10 protein-coding genes are annotated in these 19471 nt (G+C 74.5%); 4 read left to right on the plus strand and 6 right to left on the minus strand.

Annotation, left to right across the window (positions count from 1 at the left end):
* Positions 1-43: 43 nt before the first annotated feature.
* Together V6V16_RS22310 and V6V16_RS22315 are read right to left on the minus strand one after the other, a co-directional pair.
* Positions 44-379 carry a hypothetical protein gene (locus V6V16_RS22310; protein WP_334564967.1) on the minus strand — a complete coding sequence of 112 codons (336 nt, stop codon included), beginning with the start codon at positions 377-379 and terminating at the stop codon, positions 44-46.
* 236 nt (positions 380-615) lie between these two features.
* Positions 616-1839 (minus strand): MFS transporter, encoded by a 1224-nt coding sequence (locus V6V16_RS22315; protein WP_334564969.1) that lies wholly within the window; start codon positions 1837-1839, stop codon positions 616-618.
* Between the two features lie 155 nt (positions 1840-1994).
* Here V6V16_RS22315 and V6V16_RS22320 point away from each other — a divergent pair, with 155 nt between their 5' ends.
* The 4 genes from V6V16_RS22320 (at position 1995) to V6V16_RS22335 (ending at position 9320) form a co-directional block, all read left to right on the plus strand.
* The gene (locus V6V16_RS22320; RefSeq protein ID WP_334564971.1) at positions 1995-2978 is read left to right on the plus strand and encodes a LacI family DNA-binding transcriptional regulator; all 984 of its coding nucleotides are present in this window, start codon (positions 1995-1997) and stop codon (positions 2976-2978) included.
* A 115-nt stretch (positions 2979-3093) separates the two neighbouring features.
* Positions 3094-3792 carry an alpha/beta hydrolase gene (locus V6V16_RS22325; RefSeq protein ID WP_334564973.1) on the plus strand — a complete coding sequence of 233 codons (699 nt, stop codon included), beginning with the start codon at positions 3094-3096 and terminating at the stop codon, positions 3790-3792.
* A 253-nt stretch (positions 3793-4045) separates the two neighbouring features.
* The gene (locus tag V6V16_RS22330; protein ID WP_334564975.1) at positions 4046-8224 is read left to right on the plus strand and encodes a SpoIIE family protein phosphatase; all 4179 of its coding nucleotides are present in this window, start codon (positions 4046-4048) and stop codon (positions 8222-8224) included.
* Between the two features lie 343 nt (positions 8225-8567).
* The gene (locus V6V16_RS22335) at positions 8568-9320 is read left to right on the plus strand and encodes an HD domain-containing protein (RefSeq protein WP_334564976.1); all 753 of its coding nucleotides are present in this window, start codon (positions 8568-8570) and stop codon (positions 9318-9320) included.
* A gap of 33 nt (positions 9321-9353) precedes the next feature.
* Here the strand turns inward: V6V16_RS22335 and V6V16_RS22340 are convergent, their stop codons facing one another.
* From V6V16_RS22340 to pglY, 4 genes are read right to left on the minus strand one after another with little or no spacing between them, the layout of a single operon-like run.
* A complete protein-coding gene (locus V6V16_RS22340) occupies positions 9354-11483 on the minus strand; it encodes a DEAD/DEAH box helicase (RefSeq protein WP_334564977.1) in 2130 nt (709 codons plus the stop codon).
* Between the two features lie 11 nt (positions 11484-11494).
* Positions 11495-12748, minus strand: a complete 1254-nt coding sequence (gene brxD, locus V6V16_RS22345; RefSeq protein ID WP_442934133.1) for a BREX system ATP-binding protein BrxD — start codon at positions 12746-12748, stop codon at positions 11495-11497.
* A gap of 56 nt (positions 12749-12804) precedes the next feature.
* The gene (pglZ, locus tag V6V16_RS22350) at positions 12805-15540 is read right to left on the minus strand and encodes a BREX-2 system phosphatase PglZ (protein WP_334564980.1); all 2736 of its coding nucleotides are present in this window, start codon (positions 15538-15540) and stop codon (positions 12805-12807) included.
* The gene (pglY, locus tag V6V16_RS22355; RefSeq protein ID WP_334564982.1) at positions 15537-19289 is read right to left on the minus strand and encodes a BREX-2 system ATPase PglY; all 3753 of its coding nucleotides are present in this window, start codon (positions 19287-19289) and stop codon (positions 15537-15539) included. Before pglY ends, pglZ begins: the two co-directional genes overlap by 4 nt.
* Positions 19290-19471 lie beyond the last annotated feature (182 nt).

A 19471-nucleotide genomic window follows, 5' to 3' on the forward strand; every position in this document is an offset into this window, starting at 1 on the left:
GGGCGGGGGTGGGGGGTGGGGGCGGGGGGTGGGGGCGGGGGGGTTAGGGGGTGTGGCGTTCGGGGTGGGCGCGGTTCCAGGCGCGCATCCGCTCCGGGTAGCCGGTGCGGGCCGCCTCGTACAGCGGCACGGCGTGCCTGCGGGCGATCGTCCCGGCGGCACGCGGCGAGCCGGTGCGGCGGCGGATCCACTCGCCGTCGTGGGCGATGGCGACCACGGTGGTGTCGGTCGCCGTGGTCTCCGGCTCCAGGTAGAACTCCACGCCCCGACGGCTGGCGACGAACGCCTCCAGCGCGGCCAGGTCCTCCCGGGTCGCCTCACGGTCGAGCTTTGTCGGGGTCGCGTCGGCGGCGCGCGACCGGCGGCTGAACCAGCCCATGCCCGGCTCCTCTCCTCGGCGTCGCCTCCAGTGCACCACCACGGCCTGGCAGCGACCTGCGCGCTTCCTGGGAGCGCGCTGGCCGGGCCCGCGCGATCTTCCGGCCCCCGCGGGCGAGCCGCACGGAGCGGCTTGCCGACAGCGCGGCCGGGCCCGGCACCGTCCGCTCAGCGCGCCGGCGGGCGGGTGGCCGGCACCAGGGCGAGAGGGGACAGCAGCAGGAGCGGCACGACGAGTCAGCGCGCCGGCGGGCGGGTGGCCGGCACCAGGGCGAGAGTGGGCAGCAGCAGGAGCGGCACGACGAGCAGCGCCCGCAGCGTACCGACCCGGTCGCCGAGCAGGCCGAGCAGAGGCGGGCCGGCGAGGAACGCCGTGTAGCCGATCACGGCCACCACGCTGACCCGGGCCGGAGCGCGCCGCTCGTCGTCGGCCGCCGCGCTCATCCCGACCGGGAAGCCGAGCGACGCGCCGATCCCCCAGAGCGCGACGCCGGCGACCGCCACCGGCCCGGAGCCGGCGAGCACCGCCACGCTGGCGCCGGCCGTGGCGAGCAGGATCGTGCCGGACAGGACCGGCACCCGGCCCCACCGGTCCAGCGCGAGGGTGCCCACCGTGCGACCGAGGGTCATGCCGACGACGAAGACGCCGAAGACGGCGGCACCGGCCGCCTCGCTGAGGTCGTGGCCGTCGATGAAGGCCACCGCCACCCAGTCGTTGGCGCTGCCCTCGGCGAACGCCGCGACCAGCACCAACAGCCCGATCAGCAGGGTGCGCGGCTCCCGCCAGGCGGCGAGCAGATCGCGGCGGCGCTCGGCCGGGGCGGCCGGGTCGGCGGCGGTGCCGCTCCCGGCGGCCGGCAGGAACGACCGGACGGCCAGCAGCGTGCCGAGCAGCACCACGGCCGCCAGCGCCACCAGGTGCGCGGCGGACGGCACGTCGAGGCGGGCGGCCCCGGCGCCGAGGCCGGCGCCGGAGACGGTCCCGAGGCTCCACGCCGCGTGGAAGCGGGGCATGATCGTGCGCCCGAGCCGCCGCTCGACGGCCGCGCCCTCGACGTTCATGGCGACGTCGCAGGTGCCGGAGCCGTAGCCCAGGGCGCACAGTCCGAGCGCCACCCCGACCGGGGACCCGGCGAGGTCGGCGGCGACACCGGCCAGGGCGAGACCGGCCGCGACGAAAACGCTGCCGAGGGCGACCGTGCGGGCCGTGCCGAGCCGCTGGGCGACCAGGCCGGCGGTCGGCATCGCGAGCAGCGCGCCGACGGACATGGCGAGCAGCAGCAGGCCGAGCCGGCCCGGGCTGAGCCCGAGCGCCTCGCGGGCGGCCGGCACCCGGGAGAACCACGTCGCCACGGCCAGGCCGTTGAGGGCGAACACCACGGCCACGCCGTTTCGCGCGGCCGGCACCGTCCGGGACACGGCCGGGGCCGACGCGGCGGACGGGACGGCGGTACGGCTCACGGTGGCGGTCCTCTCGCCTCGGGCGGTCTGCTGCCCGATCCCACACCTGGGAGCGCTCTCAGGACAACCCGGCTGCGCCCCTTACCGGCGGCGTGCCCGGAGAGGGATGATGCGGACCGACCGCCCGCACGGGGGCGACGACGGGGAGGACCGGGATGACGACGCGCCGACCATCGACCCTGCAGGACGTCGCCCGCGCGGCGGGGGTGTCCCGGGCCACCGCCTCACGGGTGCTCGCCAACACCGGGTACGCCTCCCCCGCCGCGCGCGACCGGGTGAGCGCCGCCGCCGACCAGCTCGGCTACGTGCCGAACCTGGCCGCCCGCGCGCTGGTCCGGGGCACCGGGCTGCGGCTCGTCGTCGCGGTCTCCGGCACCGACGCGACGGTCCTCGACGACCCGTACGTCGACCGGGTGGTCGGCGCGGCCGCGCGGGTCTGCGCGCCGTACGGGCTCGGGGTGGCGCTGCACTGGCTGCCCACCGGGGCACCGGGCGGGCTGCGCCGGCTGGCCGAGGAGCGCGGCCTCGGCGCGCTGCTGCTGACCAACACGACGGAGGCCGTGCTGGACGCGGTCCCGGTGGGGCTGCGGGGCCGGGTGGCCTCGATCGGCGTCGGTTCCGCCCTCGTACCGGCGTTCGACGTGGACAACGGCGGCGGCACGGAGGCGGTGGTGCGGCACCTGTACGCCACCGGGCGCCGCCGCATCGCCATGGTGACCGGGCCCCGCTGGCTGTCCTGCGCCGCCCGATCCGTGCACGCGTACCGGCGGGTGGTGCGCGACGCGGCACTGCCCGTACGGCTGGTGCCGGGCGACTTCAGCGCGCGCCGGGGCCGGGTGGCGGCCCGGGAGGTGCTGGAGCGCTGGCCGGACACGGACGCGATCGTGGGGTGCAGCGACGCCACCGCCTTCGGGGTGATCGACCGGCTGCGCGGCGAGGGCGTGCAGGTGCCCGGGGACGTCGCGGTCACCGGGTTCGACGACATCCCGCTCGCCGCGATGACCACCCCCGCGCTGACCACGGCGACCCACCCGGTGGCGCGGATCGCCACGGCGGCGGCGACGGCGGTGCTGGCCGGGCGGCCGGTGCCGCCGTCGACGCTCTTCCCGTCCCGCCTGGTCCGCCGCGTCAGCGCGTGAGCGGGCGCGACGGGTCAGCGGCACGGCGGACGAGCCGGCACGGCGGGGAGTGACCGGTGGGCGGCCGGGTAGACCGCCGACACCTGCCCGCCGAGGACGAGGAGCGGTCATCTCCGTGGCCGAACCCGCGCCGCCGCACCGGCAGCCGGCGGAGAACGCCCGGCACGGCCGGCTCGCCGCGCGCCCGGCGCCGCCGAGCGCCCTGGCCGCCGCCGGGCCGGCGTCGCTGACCGACCCGCGGGGCGCGCCGCTGGCGATGGTGTACGCGCCGGAGCCCGTGGACGGTCCGCCGTACCGGTTGGTGCTGCTCCTGCACGGCGCGGGCGGCTCGGCCCGGCAGGGGCTGGACCTGCTGCTGCCGGTGGCCGACGCGCACCGGCTGCTGCTGGTCGCCCCGCAGGCGGTGTCGAGCACCTGGGACCTCGTCGTGGCGGGCTTCGGGACTGACGTCCGACGCATCGACGGCCTGCTGGCCACCGTCTTCGCCGGCTACCCCGTCGGCCGGGTGGCGTTCGGCGGCTTCTCCGACGGCGCCTCGTACGCCCTCTCCCTGGGCCTGACCAACGGCGACCTGGTCGACGCGGTGGTGGCCTTCTCCCCCGGCTTCGCCGCGCCGCTGGTCGCCCACGGCCGGCCACGGATCTACGTCTCGCACGGCGCCCGCGACGCCGTCCTCCCGGTCGACGTGTGCAGCCGCCGCCTGGTGCCCCGCCTGCGGGCGCTGGGCCACGACGTCACCTACGACGAGTTTCCGGGCCCCCACGAGGTCCCGGAGCCGGTCCGGAGCCGCGCCGCCGCCTGGCTGACCCGGTAGCGCCACGCGGACGGCCGCTCGACCTGGTGCTGATCACCGCCTGCGGGCCTGCCTCGCCCGTCCCCGGCGCGACGCCCGCCGGGTACGTCGCCGCCGCCGACGCGGGTGGCCGGCCCGGCGCCGCGGCCTGCGGCTCGGGTCACGTCGATGGACGGTTCAAGCCACCCGCGGCGGGGGAAATGACTGCGGCGGTACGAGGGGCACGGCGCGGCTGCGTGCGATCCGGGGATCAGCGGGGACAGGGGGCCGGGACGTGGATTCTGAGCAGCGTGTCGGGCCACCGGTCGACCGGGCGTCCGCCGACGACCTCTTCGCCGGCGACGACCCGACCAGCGCGGCGCACCGGGCGACCGACTGGGCGGCCACCCCGCTCGGTCCGGTGCGGAGCTGGCCGCCGGAGCTGCGCGCGGCGGTGCGTACCGTGCTGCCGTCGAAGATCCCGATGTTGCTCTGGTGGGGCCCGGAGCTGGTGCAGATCTTCAACCACGCGTACACCCCGGTGCTCGGCGGCAAGTACCCCGCCGCGATCGGCCAGCCCGGCGCGCTCTGCTGGGCGGAGGTCTGGGACGAGCTCGGTCCGCTCACCGACCACGTGCTCGCCGGGCACGGCGCCACCTACGCCGAGAAGCAGCTGCTCCTGCTCGACCGGCACGGCTACCTGGAGGAGACGTACTGGACCTTCTCCTACAGCCCGGTGCTCGACGGGAGCGGCCGGGTCCTCGGCGTCTTCGTGGCCACCACGGACGTCACGGCCCGGGTGCTGGCCGACCGGCGGCTGGAGACGCTGCGCGGACTGGGGTCGGTCTCCATCGCCGCGGCGGACACCACCCACGACGCCGTCCAGGCGTCGGCCCGGGTGCTCGCCGCCAGCCCGGCCGACCTGCCCGCGGCCATGATCTACCTGCGTCCGGCGCGGACGGTGCCGGACGACGCCACGGAGGCGGGCGCACCCGCCGCGGCGGACGAGCTGGTCCTGGCCGCCTCCGTCGGCCTGCCCGAGGGCGACGGCGCCGCCTCGCTCCCGGGGCCGGACTGGTTGGCGCAGATCCGCGACGTCGCCCGCACCGGCCGGCCGGCGCGCGTCCGGGGCGTGCCCCCGCCCGGGCACCCGCGCGCGCGGGTGGGAGCGACCGCCGACGCCCCGGTGGACGAGGTGCTGCTGCTGCCCCTGCTCGTCACCGGGCAGGACCGGCCGGTCGGCGTGCTGGTCGCCGGGATCAGCCCGTTCCGGAGGCTCGACGAGGCGTACCGGGACTTCCTCGGCCTGGTCGCCAGCCGGGTCTCGACGGCGCTGAGCGACGTACTGGCCTACGAGGCGCAGCGGCGCCGGGCCGCGGCGCTGGCCGAGCTGGACGCGGCGAAGACGGAGTTCTTCACCGACGTCAGCCACGAGCTGCGCACCCCGCTCACCCTGATCGCCGGACCGGTCCGGGAGAGCCTCGCCGACCTGCGCGAACCGCTCCCGCCGGCCCAGCGCGAACGGCTGGAGCTGGTGCACCGCAGCACCGGCCGGCTGCGCAAGCTGGTCGACGACATGCTCGACTTCGCCCGCGTCGAGGGCGGCCGGCTGGACCCGGACCGGGTGGCGACGGACCTCGCGGCGCTCACCGTCGGCGTCGCCGAGTCGTTCGCGTACGCGATGCGTCAGGCCGGGTTGACCTACCGGGTGGACGTCGAGACGCTGCCGCGCCCCGCGTACGTGGACCGCGACATGTGGGAGAAGGTCGTGGTCAACCTGCTCTCCAACGCGCTCAAGTACACGCTGGCCGGCGCCGTGCGGTTGCGGCTGCGCGGCGACGACACGCACGTCACGCTGAGCGTCGAGGACACCGGCGTCGGCATCCCGGCGGACCAGCAGCCGCTGCTGTTCCGCCGCTTCCACCGGGTGCGCGGCGCCGGCGGCCGGTCGCACGAGGGCACCGGCATCGGGCTGGCGCTGGTGCAGGAGCTGGTCCGGCTGCACGGCGGCTCGGTCGGCGTGCGCTCCGTCGAGGGCGAGGGCGCGACGTTCACCGTACGGCTGCCGTACGGCCGGGCCGCCGCCGCGACCACGACGCCCGGCGGCCGGGGCCACGAGCCGGCGCACGAGGCGTACGTCACCGAGGCCCTGCGTTGGCTCCCCGGCTCGTCCCCCGCCGCGGCGGCCGGCGGTGCCGAGGCGACCGGCGCCCGCGACGCCACGACGGTGCTGGTGGTGGACGACAACGCCGACCTGCGGGCGTTCCTGACGAGCCTGCTCGCGCCGGTGCACCGGGTGGTCACGGCGGCCGACGGCCGGGAGGCGCTCGACCGGATCGCCGAGCGGGTGCCGGACCTGGTGCTGACCGACGTGATGATGCCCCGGCTGGACGGCTTCGGGCTGGTCCGGGCGCTGCGTGCCGACCGGCGTACGGCCGGGCTGCCGATCATCGTGCTCTCCGCCCGCGCCGGCGAGGAGGCCGCGGTGGAAGGGCTGCGCGGCGGCGCCGACGACTACCTGGCCAAGCCCTTCTCCTCCGCGGAACTGCTGGCCCGGGTGGGCGCCCACCTGGAACTGGCCCGGCTGCGCGCGGAGGAGGCGACGTGGCGGGCGGCGCTGATCGAGTCCCTGCAGGACGCGTTCGCCGTGGTCGACGCCGACGGCGCGCTGGTCGAGTCCAACGAGGCGTTCTGCCGGCTGGTCGGCGCCGCCCGGCTGGCCGCACCGGTGCCGCCGCCGCACCCGTGGTGGCCGGAGCCCGACGCCACGCCGGCCGACCGGCGTCTGCTGGTCGACGTGCTGCGCGCCGCCCGCGACTCCGACCGGGGGCGGGTCACCCTGCCGCTGCGGCACGCGGACGGGCACCGGATCTGGGCCGAGGCCGTCTACAACTCGCTGCGGGAGCCGCGCACCGGCCGCCGCCTCTACGTCGCCACGCTGCGCGACGTGACCGCCGAGGTGCTGGCCACCGCGCGGCAGTCCGCCCTGACCGCCCTCTCGGGTCGGCTGGCCCGCGCCACCGACGTGACCGAGGTCCTCGACGCCGGCCTGTCCGAGCTCTGCACGCTGCTGGACGGCAGCCGCGGCCTGGCGGTCTGCGCCGACGCCGCCGGCACGCCACTGGTGGTGACCCGGGGGTTGGATCTGACCGGCCCCGTCCAGCGGGCGCTGGACGGGCTGGGCCCGGAGGGCGAGCCGCGGCTGGTCCTCGACGACGCCGGCTCGGTGACCGCCCTCGGGGCGCGAATCGAGCCGGGGGGCACGCCCGGCGGCGTGTGGCTGGAGCTGGACCCGCCCCGGGCGGTGCCGGCGGTGGACCGGCCGCTGGTGCGGCAGCTCTGCGCCGCGCTGGCCCAGGCCCTGGTGCGCGCGCGGGCCTTCGAGACCCAGCGGACGGTGGCCCTGGCCATGCAGCGGGCGATGCTCGGCCCGGTCGACCTGCCGACCGGGTTCGCCACGCGCTACCAGCCGGCGGTGGCGCCCCTCGAGGTGGGCGGCGACTGGTACGACGTGGTGCAGCTCCCCGACGACCTGGTCGGCGTGGTGGTGGGCGACGTGGTGGGGCGCGGCCTGCCCGCCGCGACCGTGATGGGTCAGCTGCGCAGCGCCTCGCGCGCCCTGCTGCTACAGGCCAAGAGCCCCGCCGAGGTGCTCTCCGCGCTGGACGACTTCGCCCGCATGGTGCCCGGCGGGGCCTGCACCACCGTCTTCTGCGCGATCATCGACCGGTCGCTGGGCACGCTGCGCTACTCCTCGGCCGGTCACCCGCCGGGCATCCTGGTGCACCCCGACGGCTCCGCCGACCTGCTGACCCGCGCCGGCTCGGTGCCGCTGGCCAGCGTCGCCGTGCCCGGCAGGCCGGAGGCCGGGGCGCGACTGCGGCCCGGTTCGACGCTGCTGCTCTACACCGACGGGCTGATCGAACGACGTCGGGAGCTCATCGACGCCGGCATCTCCCGGGCCGTCGCCGCGCTCACCCACGGCCGCGAGCTGCCCGAGGGGGCGCTGGCCGACCGGGTCGTCCGCGACCTGCTGCCCGACAGCCGCAACGACGACGTGGCGGTACTGGTTTACCGGCACCGCGACCCGGCGGTCTTCACCGCGTCGTTGAGCGCCGTCCCGGAGCAGCTCGCGCCGACCCGCAGGGCGCTGCGGGAGTGGCTCTGCGCTCTCGGCATCGGCGGGGCCGACGTCGACGCGGCGCTGGTCGCGGTCGGCGAGGCGTGCGCCAACGCGATCGAACACGGCTACCGGTTCGCCCCGGAGGCGTCGGTCACCGTACGGGGGCAGCTGCGCACCGACCGGCTGGAGTTCGTCGTGAGCGACACGGGCGGCTGGCGGGAGGCGACCCCGGACGCCGACGAGCGGGGCCGAGGACGAATGATCATGGCCCGGATGATGGACGAGGCCACCGTCGACGGCAACGCCGACGGCACCACCGTACGCCTGGTCAAGCGCGTCCACGCCGCCTGAACCGACGCGACCCGCCGGACGGCTCGGCCGGACGGCCCGACGGCGGCCGACCGGTGAAGGCCGGACCGGTGAAGGCCGGACCGGTGAAGGCCGGACCGGTGAAGGCCGGACCGGTGAAGGCCGGACCGGTGAAGGCCGGACCGGTGAAGGCCGGACCGGTGAAGGCCGGACCAGACGCGGCCCGACCGTTGGCGGCCCGACGCGGCCCGACTGGGACGCGGCCGACCGGAGGCAGCCCGACGCGACGCGGCCGAGCGGTGTGACGGTGGGCGTCGGACGCGGGACCGCGTCGGGTGGCCGACGCGGGGCCCCCGGCACGGTGAAGATCGGCTATAAGTGGCGGATGGAGTTTCCCGCCTACCTGGCCACCATGCCGATGCACGCGATCACCGAGATCCACGGCGAGCCCGGCCTGCTGGCCCGGTTCCGGCTGGAGCTGCGCGCGTTCGACGAGGCCGCCCGGGGGCGGCTCACCGAGGCCCTCGACCTGGCCGCCGAGCTGCACCGCGACGACCGGCGGGTGCGCGAGCCCTACCTGAACCACCTGCTGCGGGTGGCGATCCGGATGATGCACCACTACCAGGTCCGCGACGTCGACGTGATCGTCGCCGGCCTGCTGCACGACGCCGTGGAGGACCATCCCGAAGAGCTGGCCGCCGCGTCCTGCGGCGGACCCGACGGGGCGCACGACGGCGGGGACGCCACCGCCGCCGCCCTGGCCGTGCTCGCGCGGCGGTTCGGTCCGCGGGTGGCCCGCCTGGTCGGCGCGGTCACCAATCCGGCGTACGACCCGGGGCGGGACAAGCACGTCCAGTACCGGGAGCACGTGGCAACCAGCCTGGACCGGGAGCCGTGGGCGCGGGTCATCAAGATCTCCGACTTCACCGACAACGGGGTGGGCGTCATCCACACCGTCGGGCCGAAGGTGACCTCGTCCGCGCGCAAGTACCGCCCCCTCGTACCGGTCTACCGCGACCTCGTCACCCGGCCCGACACTCCCCTGTCGGCGCCGGTGAAGGAGCACATCCTCGGCCAGCTCGACCTGGCCGAGGAGCGTTTCAGCGCCATCCTCGACGAACCGCCCCACCCGAACTGACGGCGTCAGCTCCTACCCTGGTCCCGATCCGCATCAGCCCGGGAGGTGCACGGTCCGGGTCGGTTCGGCGAGCACCTCGCGTGCCGCCGGCAGGTCGGCCAGCCGCGCGGCCAGGGTCGCCACCGCCAGCCGTTCGGGCAGCGCGGCGCTGAACTTGAGCCCGAAGAGGGCCTTCTCGGTGACGTCCGGAAGACAGAGCCGCTCGGCGGCGTCGGCCATGGCCGCCCGCACCATGTCCCGATCGACGTCTGGTCGCAGCCGGACCGAGGCGTCGTCGTACCGCTGGGTCGGGTCGGCGATCTCGCTGAGGGTGGCGATCAGGGTGGCGTTGGCCCGGAACCCGGCCCACGTCCACCATTTCGTCTCGCCGTCGCCGTCGCGGGCGACCACCGTGCCGCCGGGATGGACGAGGGGGGTGGCCTCCTCCCGCAACTGGGCGAGCCTGGTGCTGGCGCGCCCGGTGAGGGCGACCGGCGGGTCGGCGCCGAGGAGCACGTCGCGCATCGCCCGGACCATCCGGTACGACAGCCCCTGTGGAGAACCACCGGTCATCCAGAGCGCCTTGCCGCCGCCCTCGGCGGGCTCCACGAAGCAGCGCCGCCGCTTCCAGTCGATGTAGGTGACCCGCCAACTCCGCCCGGCGAGCAGCAACAGCCGAGGGCCCTGGACCTTCGCGGTGAGCAGCGCCGGATCGGTCCGGCCGATCTCGGTCCGACCGGAGAGCACGGTGAACTGCGGCGGGGCGGTGAACACCGCCAGCATGTCCATGAAGTGCCGGCGGCCGAACCGCAGCTCCGCCTCCGGCCCGATGAAGAGCATCCCGGAGTCGACGTCGAGGTAGCCGTGATCGACGAGGTGCCGCACGATCACCTCGGCGCTCCTGTCGAAGGGCGCCAGTCCGTTCCACTCCCCCGGCCACACCTGGTCGCCGACGCGGTGCCGCTGGAGCGACAGCGCGAGCATCTGCTGGGCCACGATGTGCCGGGGCTCGGGTGGTGGCACGACCGCCTCGACCCACCCCTGTGACCAGAGGTGGAGCAGCCCCGCGGCGTGCAGCAGTCCCTCCCCGTCGAGCGCCAGAAAGAGGCAGTTCCGGCTGCTGCCGGGCCGCCGGCCGGTCCGGCCGATCCGCTGCAGGAAGGCGGCGACGCTGCGCGGGGCGTCGATCTGGATGACCCGGTCGAGGTCGCCCACGTCGATGCCCAGTTCGAGCGTGCTGGTGGCCACGATCACGCAGTCCCGCTCCTGCGCGAACGCCTCCTCGGCCCGCCGGCGCTCGTCCACGGAGAGCGAGGCGTGGGAGAGGAACGTCGTCACGTCGAGCGCCCGCAGCCGCTGGCCGAGTTCCTCGACCAGCACGCGGGAGTCGCAGAACACCAGCCGCTTCTCGCCCCGGTGCAGGGCCGCGATCACCTTGGCCGCATTGTGCACGGACCCGACGTAGTCCAGCTCGATCTCACCGGCGGGGGGCGATGCCGCTGTCGTGACGCCAGCCGTGCCGATGCCCGGTGCCACCACCCGTGCCGGACGCTTTTCACGCCCGGCACCCTGCAGCCAGCCCAGCAGCTCGTCGGGATTTCCCACCGTCGCGGACAGGCCGACCCGTTGCACCGGGCGACCCGCCACCCGGGAGAGGCGTTCCAGGACGGCCAGCAGGTGCCAGCCCCGGTCGTCCCCGGCGAACGCGTGCACCTCGTCGACCACGATCGTCCGGAGCTGCCCGAAGAACTCGTCGTGGTCCACGGCGGCGCTGACCAGCATCGACTCCAGGGATTCGGGCGTGGTGAGCAGGACGTCGGGGCGCTCGCGAAGGATCGTGCGGCGCCGTCCCATCGTCACGTCGCCGTGCCAGAGCACGGCACGGCGGCCCAGCCAGCCGGTGTAGGTCTCCAGTCGGGGCAGGAGATTGTTGAGCAGGGCCTTCAGCGGGCACACGTAGAGCACGGAGGTGCCCGACCAGTTCTCCTGCGCCATCCGGGACAGCAGCGGGAACACCGCCGCCTCGGTCTTGCCGCCGGCGGTGGGCGCGAGGAGCAGGGCGTCCTCACCGGCCAGGAGCGGCTTGACGGCGGCGTCCTGCAGCGGCCGCAGCGCCGGCCACTGCAGCGTGTTGACCACGTGGTGCAGCACGACCGGATGCAGCAGTTCGGCACCACTCGTCATCGCGGACGTTCCTACAGTTCGAGCGCGACCGCGTCGGCGCTGCTCGCGTTGCGCTCGACGTCGGTCATCTCGGTGGCGGTCAGGGTCAGCGCGTAGTGCTGCCGGGGGTCGAACTCGGGGAACTGGTCGACCCGGTCGAGCACCTCCCCGACGAGCTTCTTGAGGAACAGGCGCGGCGCGACACCCACCCTGCCGCCGAGCCCGCCGGCGACCGCCCGGGCCAACTGGCCGAGGTAGGCGTCGTCGACCAGAGCGGCCACTCGCGAAGGGGCCGCCGAGCCGTCCGCGTAGAGGTCGCGTACCCGTGCACCCAGCTCGATCAGGGAGTCGACGGTGAAGCCGGGCAGCCGGATCTGCACCGCGCGTGGGTTGTCGAACCGGGCGTCGGTGGCGAAGTCGACGGCGAGCCGCTGCGCCAGTGGCGCGAGCCGCTGCACGCCCTGCGGTCCCTCGTAGAAGGCCGGGGTGCCGGTGATGATCAGGTACAGCCCGGGGAACCGTCCCGAGTGCACCTCGTCGATGAGCTGACGCAACGCGTTGAGCGCCTTGTCCCGGGCGTCCGAGCGGACGCGTTGCAGCGTCTCCACCTCGTCCAGCACGAGCAGCAGGCCGGGATGGCCGCTGTCGCGCAGCACGGCGAGCAGCCCCTGCAGGAAGCTCAGCGCGGCGAAGTGGTCGAGGTCCCCCTTGACTCCGGCGACCCGGCGGGCGGCTGCGGCGACGTGCGGCTGACCGCCGAGCCAGGCGAGCACCGCGTCGGCAGTCGCGGGATCTTCGTCGAGGGTGGCGCGCCGGTAGCCGCGCAGGGCGGCGGCGAAGGCGGGGGCGCTCCGGCTGACGGCGGCGAGTCGCTGGTCGAGCAGCGCGGCGACCGCCCGGTCGAGGGCGTCAACGTCGTCGGGGGCGATTTCGCCGGCGGCGAGGACGTCCTCCTCGAGCGCGTAGAACCAGCCGTCGACGACCGGCCGCAGCGCGCTCGGCGGGAAGGTCGAGGTGCTCAGCCGCTCCGTGAGCCGACGATAGACCGTCTCCAGCCGGTGCAGCGGGGTCTCGTTCTCGGAGACCTGCACCTCCGCCGCCGCGAGGTTGGCCCGCCGGGCGCGTTCGGCGATCCACCGGGTGAAGAACGTCTTGCCGGAGCCGTACTCACCTCGGACGGCCTTGAAGACGGAGCCACCGGCGGCGACGGTGTCGAGATCCTCACCGACCGCGGTGCCGAACCGGTCGAGCCCCACCGCGAAGAGGTCCAGGCCGGCAGACGGCACGGCACCTCGCCGTAGGGCGTCGATGACCTCCCTGCGGCGCGCGGGACTGACCGTGGTCACGGTTTCGCCCCTGGCAGCCCGAACTGCTCCCGCAGCAGCGCCAGGTCCAGCCGAACGGTCCGGTTGTCGTCGATCTGCGAAAGGACGGGATAGTTGTCGACGTTCAGGATGCGCTGCAGCGTGGTGACGAATCCTCCCGCACGTACCGGTGCCTCACCGGCACGTTGCGCGAGGACCGCCACCGGCAGCACGCCCTTCGCGTCGACGAGCGCGCGCAGCGCCGCCTCGATCTTCCGCTCGTCCACCCGGCGCGGCGTCAGGCCGTGCTGAGCCTTGAACAACTCCGAGGCGAGCAGAGCCGCCACCAGATCCCCGTCACCGGCCGGCGCCGCCGGGGTCGCGGCCGGCGCCTCCGGTACGTCGAACAGCGCGTCCCCGGTGACGGCCGGTGCCTTCCGGCGCGGCTTGGGCACGGGTGCCGACGTCACGGGCGCGGCGGTCGGTGCGGCGGTGACCGCCTGCCACCACGGGGGCCGGCGAGCCTCGACGGGTGCCCAACCGGCCGGCGGCGCGGCGACGTTCGGCAGCAGGAAGGCCAGCAGCGGAATGGTGACCTCGGCGAGCGAGGCGCCACCGTGGTAACCCGCCTTGCTGGGCCGGTAGCGCAGGAGCGGGTCCCACAACGCGATGATCCGCTTGCCATCCGCGACCACACGCGGGCCGGTCAGCTCGATCTCGCCCGGCGCGGTCGGGCCCGGGCCGACCCGATGACGGGCGGAGGCGGCGTCGGTGGCCTTGACGTGCTGCCCCCCGCGTTCCAACACGTGCCCGTGGTCACTCGTGACGACGATCGCACGGCCGGAGGACCGCGCCTGGTCGAGCAGGCTGCGTAGGAACCCGACGTCGTCGAGCTGCCACCCGGCCTCGCCGCCCTCCCGACCGTGCGCCAGCGACTCGTCCACGGTGTTGATCACCACGGCAACCACGGGAGCCTGGCCCGCGACCGCCGCCGCCAACTCGCCGGCGAACACCTCGCCCGCGCCGCCCCGGGCCGGGCCCTTGTGGAAGATCCGCGAGCCCTTGCCCCAACGGCCCTCGGCGAAGAGCTTCTTCTCGTGCTCCTGGTTGCCGCTGCGCAGCGCGCCGGCGAAGAGCGAGGTCCGGGAGACGGCGGTCAGTGTGGGCAGCGCCGCCACGACGCCCCGGCGGCGTCCTGCGCCGGCTCGGGCCAGCGGGTCGTACTCGACCCAGTGCTGGGACAGCTCGTCGGCGAGCTGCACCGCGACGGCGGCGCTCATGCCGTCGAGGACGACGAGCAGCACCGGCCGGTCGGCGCGGATCAGCGGCTCGACGACGCGCGGAAGGATGTTCTCCACGGTGAGCAGCCCGCCGTCGTTGCCCGGCCCGGCGGTCGCCCAGGCGCCGAGGCGTTGGGCGAAGGCGCCGTCGAGCTCCCGGCGGCGGGCCTGTGCGCGATCGTGGATCTGCCGGAACGCCTGCTGCAACTCCGGGTGAGCGTCATCACCGGCCCAGACGTGGTTGAGCGCCAGGTCGGCCCAGCCCCACTCGGCGATCTGCCGATCCACTCCGTCCGCGACGCTCTCGGGCGGCACCACGTCCGTGCCGAGCCAGCGCACGAGGCGCTGCGCCATCCGGATCCGCGTGATCCGCTCCGTCTCCGCCGCTGCCAGCCGGTGCTCGGCGAGGTGTTCGACCGCCCGCTCCAGCGCGGTGTCCGCCGCGTCGTGCAGCCCGGCGAGCAGGGCTCGGGCCGCGACGCCGATCCGCTGGTTGAAGCCGGTACGCAGGATCGGACTGTGTCCGGCGCTGCCGGCCGCGTTGAACTGGACGAGCAGTTCCTCGGCGCGGTCGAGCACGGCGTGGCCCTGCCGTCGTACGGCCGCTCCGGGAGCGGCGAGCAGGCCGGTGACCACCTGTACGGTCGCCTCGGCGAAGCCCCGCACCGTCGCGTCGTCGTTGAGACTGCCGAAGTACTGGTCGACCCGACCCTGGGCACGTACCGCGTCGGCGCTGTCGGTGCTCCACAACGCGTCGCAGACCAGGCCGAGAGGCAGGGCCTCCTGGCCTCGCCCGGCCGCGGTCAGCGCGAACAGGGCCTTCGCCGGCCGGCCGAACTGCTCCACGAGCCAGCGGGACAGCCCGGCCTGTTCCTCCTCGCGCAGCAGCCCGTACGCCTCCACCGCGCCCGGTTCGGCGCTCCACCGCAACAACGCGGCGACGTCGAGAGCCTCCGGGCCTTCGCCCCGCCGGTCGAGGCCGAGGCGCACGGCGGCCAGGTGCCGCAGCGCGACGTCGCGGGTCAGCACGGCGGTGGCCAGCTTCGGCCAGCCCGCCGTCGGCATCGCGTCGAGCAACGCCACGCCGGCCCACGACTCCCGCTCCAGAGCGGGATCCGGCAACTGCGCGCCGAAGGCGTCCACGACGAGGTCCCACGGCTCGACGGTGTGCACCCGCTCCCGGAAGATCCGGCTGCGGACGCCGTGGTGCAGCACGGACTCCGGAATGTCGGTGAGCAGCACCAGCACCTCGTCGCCGTGGTCGGCGACGAGGTGCTCCCAGACGGCGAGCGGCGAGACGCACGGCTCGATCCGCGCCCGACGGCCGTCCGGTAACAGCATCGTCGGGTCGTGCGGCCACGCGGGTTCAGCGCGCACCACCATCACCGGGTACACGTCGCCGTTGCGGTGCCGGTCGAGCTGCTGCGCCACCTTCTGGCGCAACGCCACCGGGCTGATCCGCAACGCCTGGGCGGGGGCGGGTGCCTGGGTCACGAGACGATTCTCCAGCTCACCTCGATCGTGGCGTCCGGGTGGTCAGCCGCGAAGGCGCGAAGCTTCTCGATTGCCCGGTCGACGTCGCCCGCCGGGACGGCAACGTCGCTCCTCGGGACGGCCACCGTGCCGCCGACATCGCCCGGCTGACGCGTGCGATCGGGATCACGGCTCACGACCTCACGAGGCCGATCGTCGATCGGCTCCCGGCTGCGCGTCACGCGACGGATGAGCGCCACCGCGTCGGACTGTGCCCGGCGCAGGGCCGGGGACAGCGGGGCGGTCAGCTCGTCGGCCTGGCCGACCCGGCGCAGTTCGGTGAGGATCGCCGTCGCCTCGGCGGCCCAGGTGCCGCCGAGACCGCTGATGATCTCGAAGTTGTCCCAGGAGGCGGCGGCGAGATCGGCGGACACCTGGGCCGCGCTCTTGATGCTCTTCCCGGTCCGGTCAGCCGGGCCGCCCAGTTCGGCACGGGCGAGGCGCTCCACGGTCTCCACGGCCGTACGCGAGCCGGCCAGCCCTTCCAGCAGGTCCGCCGCCACTCGGGCGGTGCCGAGCCGGCCACCGGCCGACTCCGTGTCGATGCCCAACCACCTCGCGTGTTGTTCGAGCCGGGCGACGAGCCCGTGCGCCGCTTCGCGGTAGCGGTTTGCCTGGGTCACCAGGTCACGGCCGAACATCGCCACGAGCCGGCCCCGCCGCAACGCGATCGGCTGAAACCCGAAGATGGCCGCGGCGTGGGCGCGGGCGGTGTCCCAGTCCTGCTGGCCGGGCAGGCGCTCCTCGCGCAGGGTGTGGTCGGCGGAGATCCGGCCCAGGTCGGGCGCCGGGACAAGCAGACTGCCGTGGCGTTGGAACGCGCGGTCGGTCTGCTCGGCGAAGGCCGCCACGACGAGCTGCGCCACGATCGGGTCGAGGCCGCGCGCCTGCGGCTGGTCGATCCAGCGCAGCAGGTCGGCCACCCGCAGCTCGCCCGTGATCCCCTCGGCGGCGGCCTTGTGGTGGAAGTGCTGGGCCCACTGCCCCTCGATGACGAACGCCGCCTCGTGCATGGTGCCGAGCCCGAGCGGGTTGGCGATCCGGCGCAGCGTCTGCCGGTGGGCGCGGTCCACCTCGACCCGCCCCTCGGGCGACTCGACCGCCTGTCGGACGTGGTCGAGGACGACCTTGACCTCGGGCAGGCGTACGGCCTCGCCCTTGCGGTCGGGATCGAAGTCCGGGTGGGCGGGGAACTGCTGGCTGAGCATCTGGTCGCCGAGGCTGCGCAGCGCGTCGTTGAAGGTGGCGCCCATCGGCAGCTTCGGTTCGAGAGCGCGGGTGAGCGACTGCAGGTGGTCGTCGAATCCGAGCTGCACGTCGGTGGGCTGCTTGGTGGCCAGCCCGTACGCCTGCCGCAGCACGGCCTGGATCTTGGCGATCAGGGCGCTGCGCTGGTTGGTCAACGCGGCCTGCGCACGGCGCCGGTCGTCGGGGTTGAGGTGTTCGGCATGGCTGTCGAAGCGCTGGCCTTCGAGCAGTTTGTCGATGATGGCGAGCTTGCCCAGGTCGGTGCGGCGCTCGACGGTCAGCGCCGCCGGGATCCAGCAGACCGTCTGGGAGGTCGTCCGGCCGGTCAGCTCCTGCACCCGCTGCCGGTCGTCGGCGGGGCCGTGGCTGCCGTCGTCGAACGGGTAATCGATGATCATGCGCCAGCCGGTCGGGTAGTTCGGGTGGAACGCCTCGTCCCGGATGTCGTGCGGGTCGCGCACGTTGCCGTAGACCAGCTCGATGACTCGGCGACTCCCCCGCCAGGTCAGCCCCGCCTCGGCGAAGAACGAATCGCTCCACGGCACGCCGAGCTGCTGCCAGAGCAGCCGCTGCACGAGATGCTTGCGGGCACCCTCGTTGTCGTAGTGCTTGGCGGTGGCCAGCACGCTGTCGACGTCGACGCCGACCAGTTCCAGCGAGACGACCGGGTCGTCGCCCTCGCCGATGCGGATCTCGGCGAACCGGCCCGCCCAGTCGGCGAGCTTGCGGCTGACCTGGGCCACCTCGCCGCCGGGGATCGGGCTGGTGATGCTGCCGTGGTTGAGCGCCGACAGCCGCCGGGCGGTCAGGTTCCGCAGCGCCGGCACGCTGGGCGCCAGGGCCGCCAGCAGCAGCGTCTTGATCAGCCGGTCGTCGCCGGTGAAGGCCCGGACCCGGCCCACCGTCTCGGCGGGTTGTGGGTCGCCGCGGCGGGCCGCGTCGAGGTCGTCGTCGGTGAGGTCGTACTGGCCGAGGAGGTAGGGTCGCAGCTTCAGGTCGTAGAGCTTCTGGGCCATCTCGAACTCGGCCTTGAGCTTCTCGGTGAAGGGCTGGTCGCCGCCGCTGCTGATCACGTCGTAGAGGTCGCCGAGCGGCACGAGCTGGCCGAGGCGCAGCGTGTCGCGACGGTCGACCAGCAGCTGGCGCATCAGCTTCAGCGCGGTGCGGGAGCGCTGCAGCGCGCTGGAGACGTGCACGAGCGTGGAGAGGAAGGCCGGGCTGAACGGGTACGTCGACCGGAAGGCGTCGATGTCGGCGCCGCTGCCGGAGTCGGTGCCGAGCAGGGTGTCGAAGACCTCCCGGCGTACCTTCGTGGTGGCGTCGAAGGCGCGGGCGATGGCCTCGCCGGCCGTGGTGTCACGGGGTTTGAGCAGCCGGCGGCGGGCGATCTCCGGGAGGTTGCGGTCCTCCAGCTTGATCACGTCGAAGCGGCCGCTGGCCAGATTGAGGGTGTCCTGGTAGCTCAGCTCGTTGGCGCCAGTCACCTCTTCGCCGACGAGTTCACGCAGGTCGCGCTGCCGGGCGATGAAGCTGACCATTGGGATGGGCCGGCGGGTGTCGCCGCCCTCGACGAAGTTGGTGATCTTCTGGATCTCGCGGGAGACGAACTGCTGGTCGCCGATCGAGTTGGCGAGCCACAGGATCAGCTCGTCGAGGAAGAGGATCAGGCCGTGGTAGCCGAGTTCCTTGGCGTGCCGGCTGATCTCGGTCAGGCCCCGGTCGAGGGAGACGAACGCCTCGGCGTCCTCCCGGGCGTTACTGAAGAAGCCCTTGTTCCAGCTCGTCAGCAGGTCGTTGACCAGCTTTCGGCGCAGCTCGTCGTTGTACGCGCCAGCGAACGCCTCGTCGAGTCGCTCGGGCGTCCAGAAGGTCTCGCTCTCGCCCCACTCGTCCTCGACGTCCCCGCCCGGCAGCCCGTCGATGAACTGTTTGTCGCCGATCTTCTCCCGCAGCGAGGCGGCCTGGTCGAGCAGCGCGTCGGTGCGGTGCACGGCCGGGATGGGCGCCTCGGGGTGCAGCGCGCGGGCCCGGTCGACGTAGCCGCCGAGGACCCGCTGCTCCAGGGAACGGGCGTCGAGCAGGTGGTACGGCACCAGCAGGAACCGGCGCCCGTCGAGCCAGACGCTGTGCTTGGCGACCAGCGGCGCGAACTCGTCGCGCCCCCGGGCGACGGACTCGCCGCGCAGCAGAGCGTGCAGCACCGCCATGAAGTGCGACTTACCGGAACCGAAGGAACCGTGCAGGTAGGCGGCCTTCGAGGCGTGTCCCTCGACCGCGGAGCGGATCAACCCGAGCGCCTCGTCGAAGTTGCCGAGCAGCCGTTCCGTGACCACATAGTCGCGGAGGGTGGAATCGGCGTCGGCGACGCTGTCGGCGAGCTTGAGCACGAAGTCGCTCGTGCTCGTGCGCTCCGGGATGTCGATGAACTCCCGGAGCAGCGGCGCGGGGGTGGGCGAAGACATGCCGCTTACCGTACCGATCAACGCTCGCCAGCTCGGAGCAGGCGCGCATCCGGACCGACAGGAGTGCCCCCTCGGCCCGACCAGACGTAACCGGATATTGCGCCCAGTAGACGCACGGCAGGCAGGAACGGCCGATCATGGGGTGGACAGGGCCATACACGAAACGGTAGGACATCAGTCAG

The organism is Micromonospora sp. CPCC 205561 (assembly GCF_036906775.1).
In the GTDB taxonomy this organism is placed as follows: domain Bacteria; phylum Actinomycetota; class Actinomycetes; order Mycobacteriales; family Micromonosporaceae; genus Micromonospora.

What these genes read in the sequence shown, in the direction of transcription:
- V6V16_RS22310 (WP_334564967.1), bottom strand. Translation starts at nt 379, where the DNA reads ATGGGCTGGTTCAGCCGCCGGTCGCGCGCCGCCGACGCGACCCCGACA.
- V6V16_RS22320 (WP_334564971.1), top strand. Translation starts at nt 1,995, where the DNA reads ATGACGACGCGCCGACCATCGACCCTGCAGGACGTCGCCCGCGCGGCG.
- V6V16_RS22335 (WP_334564976.1), top strand. Translation starts at nt 8,568, where the DNA reads ATGGAGTTTCCCGCCTACCTGGCCACCATGCCGATGCACGCGATCACC.
- V6V16_RS22340 (WP_334564977.1), bottom strand. Translation starts at nt 11,483, where the DNA reads ATGACGAGTGGTGCCGAACTGCTGCATCCGGTCGTGCTGCACCACGTG.
- pglY (WP_334564982.1), bottom strand. Translation starts at nt 19,289, where the DNA reads ATGTCTTCGCCCACCCCCGCGCCGCTGCTCCGGGAGTTCATCGACATC.